Here is an 18,627-nt window from a genome sequence, read left to right as displayed (position 1 = left end):
CGGAAATCAACAGCGGTGTAACCAGCAGTCCAGCTTATTTATCCCATTTGTTCGTCTTTAGGTTGGAGTAATTTTGTTATGTCTAAGCCTCTTTATTAGTAAAGAAAACAATAGTTTAATTTTGTTATTAATAGTATAATTAACCATATTTCTTTTGGATAGAAAGGCTGATGAAAAGGTGTTCATATTCTTTTTAGCCGGCATGGTACTTGTGCTGGCGATGATTGTTTTTTCGCGTACGCTGTGGGTGCCCGGCGGAATGGTAGAACGTCTTAGCAAGAAAAAGTGGTTTCAAAACCATTGGCTGAGCGGAGGCTATTTGTTTGGCATTAATGCTTTATATTTTGGTACTACAATATTTTTACTCTATCTTCTTATGTTTACAGATATCCCTTATCTACATATTGTTCTTATGTTTTTAGCGACGATTGTAAGTATTTTCACGTGGAGCGCCTTTAGTGCCGCATGGACAGGGTCATTTAAAAACCGTCTTAAAATGGCTTTAACGGGAAGCAGCTTTTATTTAATATTGGCATTGATTATGGTGATCCAGTGGGTAAACGTTAAGCCTCTGTATCCCAATGAAGATACGTTTATGCGAGCTTTAGGGTGGATGCTTGGCTTTTTCGTTTCAGCCGTCGCTTTTAGTGTATGTTTTATCTTCACGGCGTTTCTTGGAAAACGTTCAGCACGTGTGTAAGGATATCATCCGTTTTTTCGCGTTTTTTTCTAGTTAACTACTATTCACGAAAGCAGGGGTAAACGTGATTCGAGAAATTTTAGCTTCCGATGCAGCTGCTTTTTTAGCGTTAAATAAAGAGCTTGATAAAGAAACAACATATATGCTGTACGAGGAAAATGAGCGTGCGACTACGCTTGAACAGCAGAAAAAAATGATTACAACTTTTTTAAAGATGCCGAACTCGACCATTTTAGTGGCGGAACAAGACGGACAGCTCGTCGGACATTTATCTGTGATTGGCGGAAGCGTTAACCGAAAAAAACACAGCGCATACTTAGCTGTTGGCGTGCTTCAATCTTACGGAAACCGAGGTATCGGCACTTCGTTGTTTAAAGAAATGGAGAGATGGGCAGCACAGAGCGGCATTAAACGAGTGGAGCTAACGGTGATGACCCACAATGAACCGGCCATTTCGCTGTATAAAAAGATGGGTTTTGAAATAGAAGGGAAAAAAGTATGTTCGCTCGTTGTAGATGAAAAATCAGTCGATGAATATTATATGGGGAAAGTTTTTGAAAAAACGTGCTTAAAGGAGAAATGAACATGGAAACGACGATTGCTCAGTTAGATGAATGGGTGATAAAGCTCCCTAAAAAGCTTGAAGTATTCTCTGAAGCAGCGGCGTCAAACCGTCCTGCTCCTAAGAAGTGGTCACCGAAAGAAATTGTCGGGCACTTATGTGACTCAGCCATTCACAATTTACAGCGCTTTATCAACGTGCAGCATGAAAAAACACCTTTGGCTCTGACGCCTTACAAACAAGATGAATGGGTAGAACTGCAGCACTATCAAGATACGTCGATGGAAGAAATAGTTGCCCTATGGCGCAGTTTAGATAAGCAAATTGCTTCCGTTCTTTCGCATATACCAACAGAAAAGCATATGTATCAATTCGAATTAGAAGATGGAACATTCGTTTCGCTCCAGTGGTTGGCTAAAGATTATATTGCTCATTTAGAGCATCATATTAAGCAAATTGACGCTCAACTGCCGCTAGGAGGCAAAGAGGATGAAAAAAGAACATAAAAAAGAAAAATCTCAGGTGAAAGTCGATTTTAGAACAGGCCGCGCCTATGGTGATCATGAATACATAGGAAGTTCAAAAAAAGGTGTGCTTCTTGCTTTATTACCAGTTCTAATCATTGCCGGAGGTATACTGTTTCTGATGGTAAAATGACAAAAGCCGCATTATAGCGGCTTTTTTTCATAGAGGTGCTGAGTTTTGCTTTCTTCGGGATTGTTGCGGCTTTCTAGGGTGGAAAAGCCTGCGTGCTCTGCGACAATTTTAGCTGCGGAAGGAAGCGTTTCGACTCTTTCCCAAGATGCTGGATCCCACAGCTTTGATCGCTTGAATGCTTTGCTGCAGTGGAGAAAGCATTCTTGTACTTCAACGCCGATAGCGAGCAGCGGAGTTTTATTGTGAACCGCCATTGTTTCAAGCAGCGCTTTTTCTTTTACAATGCAAGCTTTGCCGTTAATCCGCAGCGTTTCTTCTATGCCTGGAATTAAAAAAAGCAGCCCTATTTGAGGATTAGATAAAATATTTTCCAATGAATCTACTTTTTGATTGCCGCGCCTCTCTGGAATCAATAGTCTTTTCTCATCGACGACTTGTACAAAACCAGGGTGATCCCCCCGCGGAGAACTGTCGCAAATTCCTTTATAATCAGCTGTAGCGATGATAACAAAAGGGGAATGTTTAATAAATTCCCGGCAGTGTCGATCTAAATAAGAAATTATTTTTTGATGCGCCAATTTGTTAGGCGCTCCGACTATACGGCGAAGCTCTTCCTTCGTTTTTACTTGTTCTTTAAAATGACTGTTTTCCATTCCTTTTTTCACTCCTACTTTTTGCGTATACTGAAAATACCATTTTTACATGTGAAATACTATATTTTTATATTTAAAAAACAGAAAAATCAGTATATTAAAATGGAGTAGAAGTGCTATAACGCTAGCTTTGGTCTTTTTTTAAATTTTTGATTGCGTTATCAAATATGTCATTAACCGTCTTCATATGTTCGCTGACGAGATGATTCGAGTCTTTTTCTCGCTGGCGCATGTCTTTCAACAAATCATCCATATCATCTAGCAGACTTTGAAAATATTCATCTTTTTGTTCTTCTTTCATTGTGGAATCGTCCATTTCATCAAGCTTATCGAGCTTATCTTCAATTTTTTTGAAGTATTCATCTCTCAAGAATCTCACCTCATTTATAAAGTAGCTTTCTGCTTATTGTATGCAAAATGTTTGTTTGCATGAGTAAGAAGTAGAAAGTACATAAATAAAAGGAGAGTCTGAAAAGCTCATTTACTCCTTAGTAGGTTACTTTTTAGTTCCCATATTACTTTGAAGTGCGTACTTTTTTTTATTGTGTATATGCTTCATAATAAATTTTGTCAGGAGATAATATGACATTTAATGAATAGATCAGTCGTTGAGTTTACCTTCATACTGATCAATTTCTAAAATAGAATTATAAAATTTCAGGAGGTTTTATGAATATGAGAGAGATACTGCAAGGAAAACTAGGTTTTGGAACGGCACCTCTGGGCAATATGTATCGTAATATTCCAGAAGAAGAGGCCATTGCGACGGTCGATGCAGCTTGGGAAAGCGGCATCCGTTATTTTGATGCAGCTCCTCTTTACGGAGCTGGCTTAGCCGAGATACGCCTTGGTGAAGCACTATCAAAAAGAAATCGCGATGAGTATGTGCTAAGTACGAAAGTAGGTCGCGTTATTTCAGATGAACTAGAAGACACATCTTCACGTGATATGGGAGAAAAAGGCGGGCTTTTTGAATTTGGCCGTAAAAATAAAATTATCAATGACTACAGCGCAGATGCCACTCTTCGTTCGATCGAGCAAAGCTTAAATCGTTTAAAAACAAATCGCTTAGACTTTGTGTATATTCATGATGTTGCGCAAGATTTTTATGGAGATGAGTGGGTAGGACAATTTGAGTCTGCTCGAACGGGCGCATTTCGTGTGCTTACACGTTTGCGTGAAGAAGGAGTTATTAAAGGATGGGGACTTGGAGTAAACCGAGTAGAGCCAATTGAAATCATGCTGGAGCTGGAAGAAGCAAAGCCGGATGTCTCGTTGCTAGCTGGCCGTTACACGTTATTAGATCATGAGCGTGCGCTGCAGCGAGTAATGCCCGAAGCCGTAAAGCATAATATGGACATTGTTGTCGGCGGACCATACAGCTCAGGCGTTCTTGCTGGAGGTACGCACTTTGAATATCAAAAAGCATCTTCAGACATTATGGCAAAAGTAGAAAAAATCAAAGCTATTGCAGATCGTCATCAGATCAGCATTAAGGCTGCTGCTGTCCAATTTTCACTGGCTAATCCAGCGGTTGCCGCTGTTATTCCTGGCGCTAGTCGTCCTGAGCGTATTGCTGAAGATAAAGCAGCATTAAACACCGCAATTCCAGCAGCCTTCTGGGAAGAAATGCGTGAACAGAAGCTTGTAGCTCCTCATGCACCGCTGCCAATTAACGTGAAGTGAAGGTGGAAAGATAAATATAGGTTTTCAGTAAGTATAAAAAGTGTCTCGAAGTTTCGGTTTTGAGACACTTTTTTTGTATTGAGATAGAAATTAACAAAAGATTCAGCAGGTTTCAACCGTAAAAACGAACGTTTAAACAATTTTTTAATTAAAATATTCGTCTATATATTGAATAACCATTTTGTATTTGATACATTTAGAAAGTGAAAAATATTACTCGTATATGCTTGGAAATATGGTCTGAGTGTCTCTACTTGGTTCCCATTCAAAGAACTGGACTACGAGTTAAAGTGTAAAAACGTTCGGTTTATCAATACATAAATGTTATTCCGTGCTTAACTTCTTATACTTTGACTCTAAAAAGCTTAGAAAATCAAAAGTGTTCTAGGTTTTTTCTTTTGTCCAATCATCGAGTGTATGAAACAACAAAACGAAATGGAGTGAAAGTAACAATCTATGAAGAACAAGATGCTAAAAACAGGGGCTTTACTTACTATTGGTATGATTTTATTATTATCTGTACTTGCCGGGTGTAACGCAGCTTCAAAAAAGGAAGCCGGAGATAAACAGAAGCAGAAGCCTATTATTGTTCAAGGGCCGATGCCGATAGAAGCGCAGAAATTCGCTAAAAAATTAGAAAATGTAAAAGAAGAAAAGTCAGGGAATTTTGTTTTTTACAAAGGAACTGTCGATAATTATCCGGTTATTGTAGTTAAAACGGGAAAAGGAATGGAAAACACGGCAGCTGCTACAGCGGTAGCTATAGAAAAATACCATCCTAGAGCAATTATCAATCAAGGAACATCAGGCGGACATGATGAAAATCTGAACGTGTTTGATATTGTATTAGGAAAGAGAACAACGAATATAGGCTCTTTAAAAACAGAAGATAAAAAAGAAGGCGAAGGAATGGATCCTGCTGCGTGGAAGCCGATGGATTTAATGGCTTCTGAAGGAAGCGCTGGTGAAGATCCTGATGCTGAAAAAGCTCGCTATTATGAAGGAGATAAGAAGTTACTGGCGGCTGCAAACGCAGTAACAGATACATATAAAAAAGGAAAAGTGGTGGAAGGAACGATAGGATCAGCGGACACGTGGAATAACGAAGTGGATCGAATTAAGTGGTTCCATACTAAGTACGGGACGTCTGTAGAAGAAATGGAAGGCGCAGCGGCAGCACAAATTGCAAGAAGCTATGACGTTCCATTCTTAGGTATTAGAGTGCTATCTAACAACAAAGTAAACGGTGGAAAATATAATCCAAACACAGCAGCAGCTTGCCAAGACTATGTTTATGAAGTAATTAAACATTATATTAGCACAAACGCTAAGTAAATCTTTCTTTAAAAAAGCATCAAAGATTTTGTTTCTCTAACAAAAGGCTTTGATGCTTTTTTTGATGGCAAATTTAAAGTTTGTATAACCCTTCATATTTTTTCGTCAAATAATTAATTAACGGCTGAGCATCAATTCTAGCTATAGAAAGGCTCGTTAAGATCTCTTTTGGCGTTTTTAGTTTTCCATACTGGTGGATATGCTGTTTTTGCCAGTCTGCTATAAGCGATAGATTTTGACTCGAAATGATTTCATCAAAGTCAGGATGGTCTTTGATCATGGATTCTCTTAGCTGAGCTGCATAAATAAAGCCTAAATTGTAGGAAGGGAAGTAGCCAAACGCTCCACCGTACCAGTGGCCGTCCTGCAATACCCCGTCACGGTCTGTTTCCGGTTTAATTCCTAAGTACGCTTCATATTTTGTATTCCATGCGGAAGGAAGGTCCGAGACGCGAAGCTTGTCAGCGAATAAATCTCTTTCTAGTTCGTAGCGAATGATAATATGGAGCAGATAGGTAAGGTCATCTGCTTGCAAACGAATGAGAGAAGGTGTGACTTCATTTAAGGCAAAGTAAAGAGTTTCAAATGAAATATCACCGTAGATCGCAGGTTCTAACTCTTTGAATAAGTGAGCGTGATTTCTCCAGAAGCCTTCGTGTTTTCCAATGATACGTTCCCAAAAAAGAGACTGAGATTCATGCAGTCCCATAGAAGTGTATGCGCCCAATCCTGTGTCAAGCAAGTCAGAGCTAATTTGCTGGTTATAGATAGAATGTCCGCCTTCATGTAAAAACATAAAAGCTGCCAGTTTTACATTGTGTTCGTCGTATCTTACTGCAAGCCGTGCGTCTTGCGAGTGAATGCCTGCACTGAACGGGTGGGTCGTGATACCGATTTGGCCAGACTTAAAGTTATAGCCAATAGCAGTGAGAAGGTGTTTTCCGAGCTTCTGCTGATTTTCGATTGAAAACGGCTTGCTGATAAATGATGTATCATGTGTAATCGAAGAGCGTTTAATTTTTGTCAGCAAAGGAAGAATAGCATCTTTAATTTGTTGAAAAAGCGAATCGATGGTTTCACTAGAAACGTCGGGCTCATATTCTTCTAAAAGCTGTTCGTAAGGAGCGAGGTGAGGATTACGGTACTCCGCAAATCTTTTATGCATATGAATCATCTGCTGCAGGTTGTCTTCGACGAGTTTAAATTCATTTTGCTCTCTAGCCTGTGACCAAAGAGCATGAGTAGCAGCTTTTAAAACGGAAAATTGATGATAGTCTTCCAGTGGTACAGCGGAAAGTTTTTGATAGATGTTCCAATAGTGCTGTACTTGTTTTTGCTGTAGTTGATTTAGATTGTGTTCTTGAAGATGCTGCAATTCTTTTGCAAAGGCTGGATCTGTTTGCAGCAGGTAAAGCTCTTTTGAAAGCGTGCCTTGAATGGTTGCATGCTGCTTTTGGCTATTAAGAGGAGCGGATGCTTTTGCGTCCCACGATAGAAGAGATAAAGCTTGCTTGTAGTGTTCAATCGTTGCAATATGTTCTTTAGTATGAAGACGGATGGCAGAGTTCATAATATCCTCCTTTAGATAAAATACTTTACTTATAAACATACTAAGAATTAAGAGTTGGAACAAGATAAATTGAATCAGTAATTGCAAATAAATAGTTTAATTTTTCTAATTTAACAAACAAATGGAAAGGTGGTAGGATGGTTTATATTCCTACTAACCTTACAAAAATAGTAGGTTTTTAAGAAGCGATTTTAACTATTGGGGGAATGACGTTGAAAAAGGTTAAGGTGAAATGGTTATTATTTATTGTGATTGCTTTATTTGTTGCCGGGTGCAGTAATAATCAAGCAAGCTCAGGCGATCAAAGCACCAGTGCCGCTTCAAAAGACGGAGGTACGCTAAACATTGCGTTTCAAAGCGAGCCAACAACTTTAGATCCTCAGATTACTGGGAATTCTTCGGTTAAAGATGCGGCGCGAAATATTTACGAAGGACTCGTTATTTTTGATAGTAAAGGTAATGTAGAACCTGATTTAGCAGAAAAAATTGATATAAGCGATGATAAAAAAGTCTATACGTTTCAGCTGCGAAAAGGCGTAAAGTTTCATAATGGAAAGGAAATGACAGCAGACGATGTAGAAGCTTCGATTAACCGCTGGATTAAGCTGTCTTCACTTGGCAAAACAAACTTTGTTGGTGCACAAGTCAAAAAAACAGGAGACTACACGGTTGAGCTTCATTTGAAAACACCAAATGTGAATACGCTGGCACTGCTAGCAGACCCAATTCCAGCGGCCGCTATTTTCCCAAAAGAAATCATCGAAAAAGCACCTGCTGAAGGAGCTACTGAGTTCGTTGGCACAGGTCCATTTAAAGTGAAAGAATGGAAAAAGAATCAATATATCACGTTAGAAAGATTTAAAGATTATTCTTCAAAAGGACGCAACATCAAAAAGACTCCTCACGTAGATGAAATTAAAATTAGCTTTTTAAGCGATGAATCTACTAGAATTTCAGGCATTACAGCCGGACAGTTTGACATTGCATTAGGTGTTTCAAGCGACAATGCGGCTCAAATTGAAAGTACGCAAAACGTTAAGAACAAGCTGGCTCCAGGCGGATTCATTGGTTTATTTTATAACACGCAAGAAGGGTTCTTTAGCGATTTAAATGCTAGAAAAGCTGTAAATGCTACGATTAATGCAAAAGACATTTTATCAAGTTCATACGGGGGTTCTGATTACTATGAACTGACTTCATCGATTGTGAATAAAAAGTTTCCGAACTACTACAGCGAAGCAGGAAAAGAAGAGTACAATCAGCATGATGAAAAGAAAGCAAAAAGCTATTTGAAAAAGGCTGGATACAGCGGGCAGGAACTGCGCCTTTTAACGTCACGCGATTATCAAGATCAGTACAATACGGCTGTTATTGTACAGCAAGAGCTTGAAAAAATCGGTGTGAAGGTAAAGCTGGAAGTGTATGACTGGGCAACGTTTACGGATAAAGTAAATGATCCTAAAGCATGGGATATTTACCCCGTAGACTGGGCGGCGCGTTCAACCATTTTCCAAGGCTTTTGGACGTCAGGAGGAGCTCCGGTTGAAAAGTCAACGAAATACTTAGATAAAATCAAAGCCGCTGCTTCTGTAGAAGATGCACGACCAGCTATTGATGCTACGCAAAAATACGTATGGGATGAGCTTCCGTTTACGTTAATTGGCCATAAAGTCAATATTAACGCCGTGTCTACACATGTAAAAGGCTATGATTTTAACTTAGGTCCTGTATTTTATAACGTGAGCGTGAATAAATAAAATACGCTAAGTTTAAACAAAAAGCGGTTTTATACGAAGAAAGTTAGGAAAGAAGCTGGGACAAAGGTAGTTTAGTTGAAGGAAGATCCGAACGATGAGTTGAGATGCTTAATGGGGAATCCAACTCGTTCGGATTTTTTATGGTTACGGTGAAAATAGGTTTCATTTATCTGTTCTTCACGCCGCTCATCAGTAAAAACAAAGGAATACGCATTCGACGCTCGTAAGTTTCAGCGCTGTCGAAACGTTCTTTTTGAGGACATGCTTCTTTTAAATTTGTAACGGTGAATCCGCTTTGCTGCATCAAAGAAAAGTACTCTTCAAGCGTGCGATGATACTTTTGAACGTATCCGCCCATCCAGTGCTGCTGACGGAATCCCATTGAGAAGTAGTTATCCACGGTCCAGCTTGTGCGCAGAGCAGAAGGCTGCAAAGTGGAAGTAATGACTGGATGTTCCACAGAAAAGATAAATCTTCCTTCAGGTTTGAGTGCTTGATTCACTTTAGTGAAAATGGAGGCTAAGTCTTCCATGTAGTGGAGGGACAGTCTTGCAGTAACCAAATCGTATTCGGTGCGTGGTGGAGTATAATGCTCCATCGATTCATGAAGCACTCTTGCATTTGGATAGTTTAAAAGCTGTTGCTGAGCCGCGTTTATCATATTGATCGAGCCGTCTACTCCGGTATAAGAGAAACATCCCTGTTCAAGAAGCTCCACGCCAAATCGGGCGTTTCCGCACCCTAAATCTAAAACGTTTGCATCTGTAACATCACCTAGAAGCTGTAAAATGGCCGGTTTTTCAATCGTATCGTTGGCATTTTCTTTTTGCTGCCGACGTTTTGTATAGGCCAAAAACGTCTCGTCATTATCGTAAAATTCAGCTCCTGTTGAGATCTTCAACTAAATCAGCCTCCTCTATGCAAAGTACCTCATTATACACATATATTGAAATTATTTACAACAATTTTGATGGATATGGAAATTATGTTTTATTTTAGTATAATTGTAGTGTTAATGAATCATTCTGTGTAACTAGATAAGAAAAGAGGAGAAGTCATGAAACGTTCCACTATAAGCGTCAGTGTGGTTAGTATTCTGCTGTCGGTTAGTTTACTTATAAGCGGCTGTCAGCAAAATGAGGTATCTTCCCGCGACGAAAAAGAAAGCATCACTTCAAGTGCTCAACATCCTGAACAAAAAGAAAGTGCTATTCACACATCGGAGCAAAATGATGATAAGGAAAAGGGCAACCATCAAAAGTCAAGCACTCCTTCAACAAATACTACATCTCCTGCTAAAGATGAAAACAACGTATCTACCCCTACAAAACAAACGGCTAATGTATTAATCAAGTCATATTTGCAAGGTTTAATAAAAGGAATCAACAACGGTTCTTTTAAAGAAGTAAAAAGCTATCTGGTGAAAGGAAGCTCTCTTTATAGAGATCAGCAGTCTTTAATTAGTCATTTACATGGCAAAGGGATTCAAGAAAGATTAGTAGAATATGAAGTGGTTGATTTTAAAAAAGCAGGCTCTGCTTATGATATCCAAACCCATGAAGTGATTATGATTGTTCAGCCTAATGGTTCAGAAACGATAAAGGAGTACGATTGGGTATATTCAGCCGTATGGTCGGATGATCAATTACGCTTAAAGGATATTTCTAAGGCAGAGAACACTGCTTCAATCAAAGCATCAGCACCATCGACGCAAAACAGCGGAAACTATGACGGAGAATGGTCAAGAGATATTCATCATCAAGAAGCAGGATTAACTATCACTAATTCAACAAGCGGCTCTTTTGATTTTACAATAGGTGCAGTATACGGTGCGAATGCAGGAGGAATAGAAGGAAAAGCAGAGGTGAAAGGAAATAAAGCTGTTTATAAAGACACGGAAGAAGCTACGGAATGCATACTAAGTTTCACGTTAAGTCAAAAAGAAATCAAAATTGATGCTACTGCAGGCTGTTCCTATTACGGCGGGTTGAATGTTTCTTTTGACGGCACGTATAAAAAAGGAAAGATCACAGAACATACGAAGACCTTATCAGAACTCGATATCCTTCCAAGCGAACAGGATGAAAATGTGAAAAAACTTGTAGGAAATGACTACGAAACGCTTGTTGATAACTTTCAAATCGTCCATGATGAAAAAGATTTAGACGGCTTAGGAGCGACAGCGCTATCAGGTGGAGTAACCGGTTTGTACACGCTTATGGAAGGAATCATTGAGTATGATAAGCAAGGCTATTATTACGTAGCGTTGATTGTTGACAGTGACAAAGTGAAATTCTACACGAATAATCCCGCATATCGAGATCGTATCACACTCACAGTAAAAGAGTGGATGAGCCGCTTTAGCGATTATCCAGTAGAGACAATATATAAAGAAATAAAAAGATAAGTCTAAAAGCTAAGAGTTGAGTATAGAAAGGGTCAGTCTATGCCTAACTCTTAGCTTTTGCTTTGAAGCTGTAGGAAACCATTTGTTTTGGCGTCGTTCTTATTTCGGTAATTTTTCAACAATTGCTGCGTCTATTTGCTGAGATAATACGCTGCTAATCTCTTTTTCATTCTCCACTTTTTCTAAAATGAGCTGCTTATTACCTGTCTTGACTTTTAACATCGTACCTGAGTGGATGGAGAAATCATCTCGCAGCTTTTTAGGAATAGTAAGTCGAAAACGGTCATCAATTTTTCGAGATTGAGCCGTAAATGTTAAAGTCGTTTTCTTACCAAAATTCATTTCATATTTTTGAATTACAATGTTATTTTCTTTGTTAATAAAAAATTGAACCTCCATGTTTGCATCCAATTCGACGGACGTTAAAAGTTCAGAAGTGAGCTGAATCTGCCGGCCGGTTAATGTTGCATAATAAAGAGGAGCCACCGCAGGTTTTTTTGAAAGCGCTATCGATTTTTCGTCTCTTTTTTTCATAACAATTTGCTGTTCTACCATGTATAGTTCTACATAATCAAAGGGCTTAAGTTCATAGTCATCTCGCAGGGATCTTGGAATGACTATTCTACCCATATGGTCAATTGTTCGAATGAAGATATGAGAAGGAACCGGGACATTTTCATCATGATGATCGATAATAATCCAATCATCACAGCTCCGCAAAAAAACTTTGTCGTTTGTCTCGAGTTTTGTTAGTTGCATAAACAAAGAAGGAAGGGATACTCTTCCCATTTCGTCAATTATACACTCTTCTTTTTTTGTACGCATCTTGCTACTTAATCCTTTCTAAAAACATTTTAGATGGGGTATGTTACTTAAATTACACAGCATTTATTTCTTTGTCAAATGAAGCAAATGAGTATTTATTCATCCTACAGATTGAGAAATACAGGAAGTTTGACCTCATTCAGTAGATGCACAGCTGTCCCATGTAAAAGGTCATCATCTGAAGAAAACAGTTAATCTGTTAATTAGAAAAGCATAGAATAAAAGCGTTTTTCTTTCTTTTGATTTTATTGTCAGAAACAAAGGTTTAAAAAGGAGCTTCCTTCCTTTTCTAAAGAGTAGGTTTTTTATTAACAAAATGCAGCCGGATTTACGCTGAATGATGAATAGATTTATGCATATTAAGTCGAGAAAAAAATTTCAAGCGGAGCTTTTTTTACTTGTTTTGAAGAGCGGTTATAGTCGAAGGATAAAGAAAAAAGCTCAAAGCAATGAGCTTTGAACCAATTTTTATCGTTTTTCAACCAGCAGTAAGCTGAAGGTAGCCAGCGGTCCTAAAGCAAGAGATAATAAGAACCAGTTCAGACCCGTTCGATTTTTACCTTGCGCTAATCCGGCATTAATTAAAGCCAGCGTTCCCCATCCTACAACGTATTGATTATCCATATGACACCCCGCTAATAATTGTTTCTTTATTTGATTAACAAAACCTATATTAGCATAAATATCCATATTTTTGATTGGAATTCCTGAATTAGGGTGGAGAAACGGTGAATTTCTTCAAGAAGCAAGGTTCTTATTCTCCTTAACTTAGTGAAGGTAGTAGTGAATAAGAGAAGGGTGCACGTAGTAGACGTGAACATATTGAGGTCGATGATAGTGAAGCTGATGCATATATTGATTCATAAGCCTTTGAATGGCGTTATACACATTAGGCGGATAGCCATAATAGCCGTGGTGAATACCAACTCGAAACAAGGAAACGGGCGTCGTGTTATTGGTTCTGCACATTGTTCTACACTCTTCTGCGCTTTTAACCTTGCGCAGCTGCTCCACCCGCTGGTGCAGCTTTTCGCTGTCCTAGTTCTTGATCGAGTATAAAAATAGCTGCAGGGTTATTTTGAGCGATTTTTAGACGGTCTACAATCGTTTGAGCTTGAGCTTCTTCGTCGACTTGTTCTCGTAAAAAGTCCTGCACGATGACTAACGTTTGAGGGTCATTCGCTTGGCTTATAAATTGAAACGCTTGACGATAAGAGTTCGTGACGAACTTCTCATGCTCCAATACTTTTTGAAACGTTTCTAACGGTGTCCCAAACTCACTCGGCTGAGCAGGCAAAGAGCTTAATTCTACCGTTCCGCCGCGGTCAACTAAGTAGTCAATAAGTTTTAGCATATGAGTGCGCTCTTCTTCAGACTGTAGACGCAGCCAGCTGCCCATTCCTTTATAGTTTAATCGATTCATATAGTTAGACATAGCTAGGTATAAAGTCGAAGAGACGTGTTCAAGTTGAATTAAGTTATTGAGCAGCTTTTGAATTTGTTCGTTCATATTTGTTATTCCTCCTTAGGGAAAGGGTTTCTGTCGTATACTACCTGCAACCATCACGCTTTTAATCTACAAAGATACTATATGTCACTTCTTTAAGTAGGTAACTTGCCCATCCTTTATTGGTGCTTCTTGCTTACATCTAAGGGTTGTATAATATAGGAATAAAAGTAGTTTAAAAGTATCTTTTTTTAGATGGTTAAAATTACTATGTTCTATTTAACCAATTTAGTGATAAAATTGTCACTCTGTGCAATTTTAATTGGTGTGAAGGAGTCAGAAAAATGAATATGCAACACGTATTAATACCTGGATTTGAAAAGCTTGCGAGCTTTGTTTTCTGGTATCCATTTATTATGTCTTTATTTTGGATTGCAGGCACGCTTATTTACATACGCTATCGCGACCGAGATCCTAAAGTTGATTTTTCAACAATTGACTGGCCGTTAGTGAGCTTTTTAGTGCCTTGCTATAACGAAGAAGAGACGATTGAAGAAACGCTTAAGCACCTTTTGGCGTTAGATTATCCGTCTAAAGAAATCATCCTTATTAACGATGGCAGTACGGATGGAACAGCTGCTATTTTAAAGGAAATCAGCAGAAATCACCCTGAAGTTCGTGTGATTCAGCTTTATGAAAATAAAGGAAAAGCCAACGCGTTACATTTAGGTGCGCACGCATCTAAAGCTGAGTTTTTAATCTGCTTAGATTCCGACGCTATTTTAGATCAAGACGCTCCATATTATCTAATCCATCATTTTCTTCATAAAGGGGAACGGCTGGGAGCCGTTACCGGAAATCCGCGCATTCGAAACCGTAATACGCTGCTGAGTCGCATTCAGCTAGTTGAGTATTCTTCTATTATCGGTTCTATTAAACGAACACAGCGAATTTTAGGAAAAGTAATGACGGTCTCAGGCGTAGTAGTAGCTTTTCGAAAGAAAGCACTTGTGGACGTCGGACTGTGGGATCGTGACATGATTACGGAAGATATCGCCGTGAGCTGGAAGCTGCAGCAGCGCTTTTGGGATATCCGCTATGAACCGCGCGCATTGTGCTGGATGCTTGTGCCCGAAACCTTAAAAGGAATTTGGAAGCAACGAGTACGCTGGGCTCAAGGCGGACAAGAGGTAATGCTTCGCCACTGGAAAGTGTTATTAAAATGGAAGCAGCGCAGAATTTGGATTGTATACCTAGAGCAGTGGATCAGTACCCTTTGGTCATTTGCATGGCTATTTGTGACTATCATGCTGCTTGTTACGGCGAGCAGCCCTCAAGACATGCTGTTTTGGTTTACGTTTACTTCATTTTCCCTTGTATTTATGAGCTTAATTCAGCTGTTTATTGCGCTGAAAATTGATTCAAAATACGACAACGTGAAGCGGTATTACGTATGGGCTGCATGGTACCCAGCTCTTTACTGGATTGTGAATACGATTGTGGTAGTGGGCGCATTTCCTCGTGCTATCAGATCTAGAGTGAAAGGAGGCTATGCTACATGGAGCAGTCCAGACCGCGGCTTAACGAAGAGCAAATCATGATTCAAGCCAAACAGCCTCTTGCCCGATTAGTGATAAGCATCATTATTTCATCTGTTTTTTGGCTGTATTGTGCCATTGTTCTTTGGTTTTTCCTTTCAGCTGTTATCGGCGTAAATGACCGTTACAGCGGGGTATTAAAAATTGCGTTCAAAACGACGAACGGCGAAATTCGAACATTTTTAGTAATTGGACTCGCTATTTTTTGCTTCTTTTTCCTGGCTCTGTTTTTATGGAGATCCTACAACAAAAAGAGATTTGGAAGCTTAAACCGACGAAAAGAGCCAGCGTATACGAGTATTAAAGATTTAGAGCGTCTTGAGCTTTTATCCAAGGATCAAATTCAAGAGCTTCAGCGTGCACAGTACATCGAGTTTGATGTTAATCCGTTAAAACATACTGAAGAGAGGAAGCACGCATGAAGAAATATGTATTCTTTCTTTTGATTGCGGCATCGGTAGTTGGTTTTGTTTTCTTTAAAGTAGTGAATTGGGAAGACAAGGCGAAAGCAACAACGACCGTGGAGCCAGCGCTTGAGACGAACGGATGCTTAGGCTTAAATTATCATCGCGTGCGCAAGCATAATTGGTTTAACCGAATTATCAGCTCAGTTACAAAGTCTGACGAGCTAACAGAGTACAGCGTTTACAGCAATGATTTTGAACATCAGTTAAAAAAGCTGAAGGAAATTGACGCTACGTTTGTTACGCCAAAAGATATTGAAACGTATCAGCAAAAAGGTACGTTTCCAAAACGCTGCGTATGGATTTCATTTGATGATATCGACCGTACTGTTTATCAAAACGCGTTTCCAATTTTGAAAAAGGAAAACATTCCGTTTACGCTATATGTAATCGCAGGACAAGTGGGAGCAGAGGACTTTCAAAATTTAAACATGGCTTCGTGGAGTCAGCTAAAAGAAATGAAAGACAGCGGCCTTGCGACAGTCGGTTCGCATACATATGATATGCACCGTTTAGAAGAAGACAAGCCTTTATTTCTGACGCCTGCTAAATACAGCGCGTTTGCTGAAGATTTACGAAAAAGCAAAGAAACGATTAAGCAACATTTAGGAGTAGACCCTGTTTACTTTGCGTATCCATACGGCAATACAAATGATGACGTAGCTAAAATTGTAAAAAATGCTGGTTTTCACCAAGCAGCTATCCTAGCGCCGCACCTTATTACAAAAGATAACGATCCGTATTATCTTAATCGAATTGTTGTATACAATAAAACCTTTCAAGACCTTATTCTTCCGTGGCTGAACCGTACAAGCTCGTAAGAAGAAAGTGAAAAAAGCCTCTGTTTAAAGCAGGGGCTTTTTTCTTTTTACCATCAAAATGTATGTCAATTACGTGAAGAAAGTACACTTTCATTTCTATAAAAATCATTTTAATGGTACCATAGAAAAGTTGTGATAACAGATATGGATAAACGAAACTATCTATCAACCCTTTTACAAACTGCGTGTAAGAAGTTTGTAAAGGTGTAAAGAGGAAAAGCGGCAATTGTACGCTTACTATTTTACGAATGTAAGGCAATAGGACAAACTAATTCGCTGTCCATTGCTAATTAAATTGTATTCATTATTCACGATTCCTCTCTATCATTTCGTCATGGGTTTTGTTTTATCGTTAAAATTTTGATAAAGGTGTATAGGATATGGAAAACAGGCATTTTGAATATAAATTTAAAGAGGCGCTGAAAAAACTAAATGATATTGAACTTGCGTTAAATGAATCATCAATCGTAGCGATTACGGATAGTCGTGGATTCATCAATCACGTGAACGATAAATTCTGTGAAATTTCTAAGTATGAAAGACATGAGCTTCTCGGGCAGGACCATCGTATTATTAATTCGAAACATCATTCAAGCTTGTTTTTTAAAGAGTTATGGAGCACGATCAGATCCGGTAAGGTATGGCACGGAGAAATAAAAAACAAAGCAAAAGACGGCTCGTACTACTGGGTGGATACAACCATCGTTCCTTTTTTAGATGAGCGGGGTAAGCCGTATCAGTACGTATCGATTCGTAATGATATTACAAAACGAAAAGCATATGAAGAAAAAATTAAGCAAATGGCTTATTATGATCCGTTAACCAATTTACCTAACCGCTATTGGTTAAACAAACAGCTGAAAAAACTGTTTATAGATGAGGAATCTCCAGAACTGCTGGCTATTTTATTTTTAGATTTAGACCGCTTTAAATCAATAAATGATACGCTTGGCCATCATCACGGCGATGTGCTGCTGAGGCGCGTAGCAGAAAGGTTAAAAAAATGTATTCCGTCCTCTGATTTTATCTCGCGGCACGGGGGCGATGAGTTTATTTTAGTGCTGCATACACTAAAAACTGTTGAGGAAATTGAAGAAATGACCGAGCAGATTGTAAAAGAAATGTCTCTTCCTTTTTATATAGACGGTGATAAAGTGCTAACCTCTACAAGCGTTGGCATCAGCTTGTTTTCAAAGGAATGTCAGCAGCAAATTGTCCCAAAAGACGCAGATGAACTAATTGATCGGCTGATCAAGCAAGCAGATATTGCGATGTATGTAGCAAAACGAAATGGACGAAACACATATGAAATGAGTTCATCTTCATCAAATGAACGAATAATTAAAACAATCAGCATGGAGAATGAGTTAAAGTATGCGTTAGAAAGACATGAGTTTCAGCTTGTTTATCAGCCGTTAATCGATTTGAAAACGTCTGGTGTGATAGGGGCAGAAGCGCTTATCCGCTGGAATAGCGCAAAATTTGGTACCGTCTATCCAAATGAATTTTTGCCTATTTTAGAAGAAGTGGGTCTGATTGTGCCGGTTGGCAAGTGGGTGTTAGAAGAAGCGTGTAAGCAAATGAAAGCATGGACAGAGCTGAATTCAAAAGCGAGCAAAATAGGAGTGAACGTATCACCTATTCAGCTGAAGTCCTCACGATTCGTAGCGGAGATTGAACAAATCTTGCAAAAAACAGGCCTTGAGCCGCACTTTCTGGAACTTGAAATCACCGAAAGCGTTATTCAAAACAGTCAAGAATCGAAAAAAGTGCTAAACCGCCTGCGGAGTCTAGGGATAAAAGTGGCGATGGATGATTTCGGAACGTGCTATTCTTCTCTTAGCTATCTGAAACACTTGCCGATTAATACGTTAAAAATTGATAAATCATTTATTGACGACTTAGACGAAGTTGGAAAAGTGCTGGTTGAAACGATTATTCAAATGGGAAAGAAACTTAACTTTGATCTCACTGCAGAAGGAATCGAAAACGAAGAACAGCTGCAGTTTGTGACAGAACAAGGCTGTCATATCGGTCAAGGCTATCTATTTGATAAGCCGCTTTCTCCCGAGGAAATGAGCCGTTTGTTGCAATGAAGGAAAATCCTATGTACGGAAAGAAGCTCTTTAATAGAGCTTTTTTTTT

General features: G+C 39.0%; 20 protein-coding genes and 1 riboswitch. Of the genes, 12 read left to right on the top strand and 8 right to left on the bottom strand.

What is annotated here, in order from left to right; all coding sequences use genetic code 11:
- The first annotated feature begins 178 nt into the window (after positions 1 to 178).
- The 4 genes from ACFX40_RS06840 to ACFX40_RS06825 all read left to right on the top strand — a co-directional run bounded on the left by ACFX40_RS06840 (position 179) and on the right by ACFX40_RS06825 (position 1,919).
- Complete coding sequence (locus tag ACFX40_RS06840) at positions 179 to 700, top strand: hypothetical protein (protein WP_136789684.1); 522 nt, start codon at positions 179 to 181, stop codon at positions 698 to 700.
- A gap of 64 nt (positions 701 to 764) precedes the next feature.
- A complete protein-coding gene (locus ACFX40_RS06835) occupies positions 765 to 1,283 on the top strand; it encodes a GNAT family N-acetyltransferase (protein ID WP_098792006.1) in 519 nt (172 codons plus the stop codon).
- 2 nt (positions 1,284 to 1,285) lie between these two features.
- Entirely contained in the window at positions 1,286 to 1,768 is a 483-nt protein-coding gene (locus ACFX40_RS06830) for a DinB family protein (protein WP_377254630.1), read from the top strand.
- Positions 1,752 to 1,919, top strand: a complete 168-nt coding sequence (locus ACFX40_RS06825; protein WP_169305186.1) for a hypothetical protein — start codon at positions 1,752 to 1,754, stop codon at positions 1,917 to 1,919. The genes ACFX40_RS06830 and ACFX40_RS06825 overlap by 17 nt, the downstream gene beginning before the upstream one ends.
- 11 nt (positions 1,920 to 1,930) lie before the next feature.
- Here ACFX40_RS06825 and ACFX40_RS06820 read toward each other — a convergent pair whose 3' ends face one another.
- Both ACFX40_RS06820 and ACFX40_RS06815 read right to left on the bottom strand, forming a co-directional pair.
- Entirely contained in the window at positions 1,931 to 2,572 is a 642-nt protein-coding gene (locus tag ACFX40_RS06820; protein WP_028409778.1) for a pyridoxamine 5'-phosphate oxidase family protein, read from the bottom strand.
- Positions 2,573 to 2,696: 124 nt separating this feature from the next.
- Positions 2,697 to 2,951 (bottom strand): hypothetical protein, encoded by a 255-nt coding sequence (locus tag ACFX40_RS06815; RefSeq protein WP_377254627.1) that lies wholly within the window; start codon positions 2,949 to 2,951, stop codon positions 2,697 to 2,699.
- Positions 2,952 to 3,247: 296 nt separating this feature from the next.
- Between ACFX40_RS06815 and ACFX40_RS06810 the strand changes: the two genes are divergently transcribed.
- Positions 3,248 to 4,258, top strand: coding sequence for an aldo/keto reductase (locus tag ACFX40_RS06810; protein ID WP_377254624.1), 1,011 nt, complete (start codon positions 3,248 to 3,250; stop codon positions 4,256 to 4,258).
- Between the two features lie 197 nt (positions 4,259 to 4,455).
- Positions 4,456 to 4,559, top strand: a riboswitch (purine riboswitch).
- A gap of 155 nt (positions 4,560 to 4,714) precedes the next feature.
- A complete protein-coding gene (locus tag ACFX40_RS06805) occupies positions 4,715 to 5,593 on the top strand; it encodes a 5'-methylthioadenosine/S-adenosylhomocysteine nucleosidase (protein WP_377254621.1) in 879 nt (292 codons plus the stop codon).
- A 73-nt stretch (positions 5,594 to 5,666) separates the two neighbouring features.
- On the opposite strand, the gene ACFX40_RS06800 is transcribed toward ACFX40_RS06805, so the two are convergent.
- Positions 5,667 to 7,163: a gluzincin family metallopeptidase gene (locus ACFX40_RS06800; protein ID WP_377254619.1), complete on the bottom strand. Its 1,497-nt coding sequence runs from the start codon at positions 7,161 to 7,163 to the stop codon at positions 5,667 to 5,669.
- Between the two features lie 206 nt (positions 7,164 to 7,369).
- Between ACFX40_RS06800 and ACFX40_RS06795 the strand changes: the two genes are divergently transcribed.
- A complete protein-coding gene (locus ACFX40_RS06795; RefSeq protein WP_377254616.1) occupies positions 7,370 to 8,920 on the top strand; it encodes an ABC transporter substrate-binding protein in 1,551 nt (516 codons plus the stop codon).
- A 166-nt stretch (positions 8,921 to 9,086) separates the two neighbouring features.
- Here ACFX40_RS06795 and ACFX40_RS06790 read toward each other — a convergent pair whose 3' ends face one another.
- Positions 9,087 to 9,821 carry a class I SAM-dependent DNA methyltransferase gene (locus tag ACFX40_RS06790; protein WP_342839691.1) on the bottom strand — a complete coding sequence of 245 codons (735 nt, stop codon included), beginning with the start codon at positions 9,819 to 9,821 and terminating at the stop codon, positions 9,087 to 9,089.
- Positions 9,822 to 9,977: 156 nt separating this feature from the next.
- Here ACFX40_RS06790 and ACFX40_RS06785 point away from each other — a divergent pair, with 156 nt between their 5' ends.
- Positions 9,978 to 11,327, top strand: coding sequence for a TcaA NTF2-like domain-containing protein (locus ACFX40_RS06785; protein WP_342839692.1), 1,350 nt, complete (start codon positions 9,978 to 9,980; stop codon positions 11,325 to 11,327).
- 99 nt (positions 11,328 to 11,426) lie between these two features.
- On the opposite strand, the gene ACFX40_RS06780 is transcribed toward ACFX40_RS06785, so the two are convergent.
- The 4 genes from ACFX40_RS06780 to ACFX40_RS06765 all read right to left on the bottom strand — a co-directional run bounded on the left by ACFX40_RS06780 (position 11,427) and on the right by ACFX40_RS06765 (position 13,662).
- A complete protein-coding gene (locus ACFX40_RS06780; protein ID WP_377254613.1) occupies positions 11,427 to 12,152 on the bottom strand; it encodes an AbrB/MazE/SpoVT family DNA-binding domain-containing protein in 726 nt (241 codons plus the stop codon).
- A gap of 468 nt (positions 12,153 to 12,620) precedes the next feature.
- Positions 12,621 to 12,776 (bottom strand): hypothetical protein, encoded by a 156-nt coding sequence (locus tag ACFX40_RS06775; protein ID WP_169305187.1) that lies wholly within the window; start codon positions 12,774 to 12,776, stop codon positions 12,621 to 12,623.
- 144 nt (positions 12,777 to 12,920) lie between these two features.
- A complete protein-coding gene (locus ACFX40_RS06770) occupies positions 12,921 to 13,121 on the bottom strand; it encodes a hypothetical protein (protein ID WP_141425866.1) in 201 nt (66 codons plus the stop codon).
- A 22-nt stretch (positions 13,122 to 13,143) separates the two neighbouring features.
- Positions 13,144 to 13,662, bottom strand: coding sequence for a ferritin (locus tag ACFX40_RS06765; protein WP_028409787.1), 519 nt, complete (start codon positions 13,660 to 13,662; stop codon positions 13,144 to 13,146).
- Positions 13,663 to 13,943: 281 nt separating this feature from the next.
- Here ACFX40_RS06765 and pgaC point away from each other — a divergent pair, with 281 nt between their 5' ends.
- The 4 genes from pgaC (at position 13,944) to ACFX40_RS06745 (ending at position 18,578) form a co-directional block, all read left to right on the top strand.
- Complete coding sequence (pgaC, locus tag ACFX40_RS06760; protein ID WP_098249058.1) at positions 13,944 to 15,200, top strand: poly-beta-1,6-N-acetyl-D-glucosamine synthase; 1,257 nt, start codon at positions 13,944 to 13,946, stop codon at positions 15,198 to 15,200.
- The gene (pgaD, locus tag ACFX40_RS06755; protein ID WP_098526172.1) at positions 15,158 to 15,619 is read left to right on the top strand and encodes a poly-beta-1,6-N-acetyl-D-glucosamine biosynthesis protein PgaD; all 462 of its coding nucleotides are present in this window, start codon (positions 15,158 to 15,160) and stop codon (positions 15,617 to 15,619) included. The genes pgaC and pgaD overlap by 43 nt, the downstream gene beginning before the upstream one ends.
- On the top strand, positions 15,616 to 16,482 hold the full coding sequence (gene icaB / locus ACFX40_RS06750; RefSeq protein WP_060747211.1) for an intercellular adhesin biosynthesis polysaccharide N-deacetylase: 867 nt from the start codon (positions 15,616 to 15,618) through the stop codon (positions 16,480 to 16,482). The genes pgaD and icaB overlap by 4 nt, the downstream gene beginning before the upstream one ends.
- A 380-nt stretch (positions 16,483 to 16,862) precedes the next feature.
- Complete coding sequence (locus ACFX40_RS06745; protein WP_377254610.1) at positions 16,863 to 18,578, top strand: putative bifunctional diguanylate cyclase/phosphodiesterase; 1,716 nt, start codon at positions 16,863 to 16,865, stop codon at positions 18,576 to 18,578.
- Positions 18,579 to 18,627 lie beyond the last annotated feature (49 nt).

The organism is Priestia sp. YIM B13552 (genome assembly GCF_042787775.1).
Lineage (GTDB): Bacteria > Bacillota > Bacilli > Bacillales > Bacillaceae_H > Priestia > Priestia megaterium_E.
The sequence above is the reverse complement of the archived record's forward strand: the minus strand, read 5'-3'. Positions and strand labels throughout refer to the sequence as shown.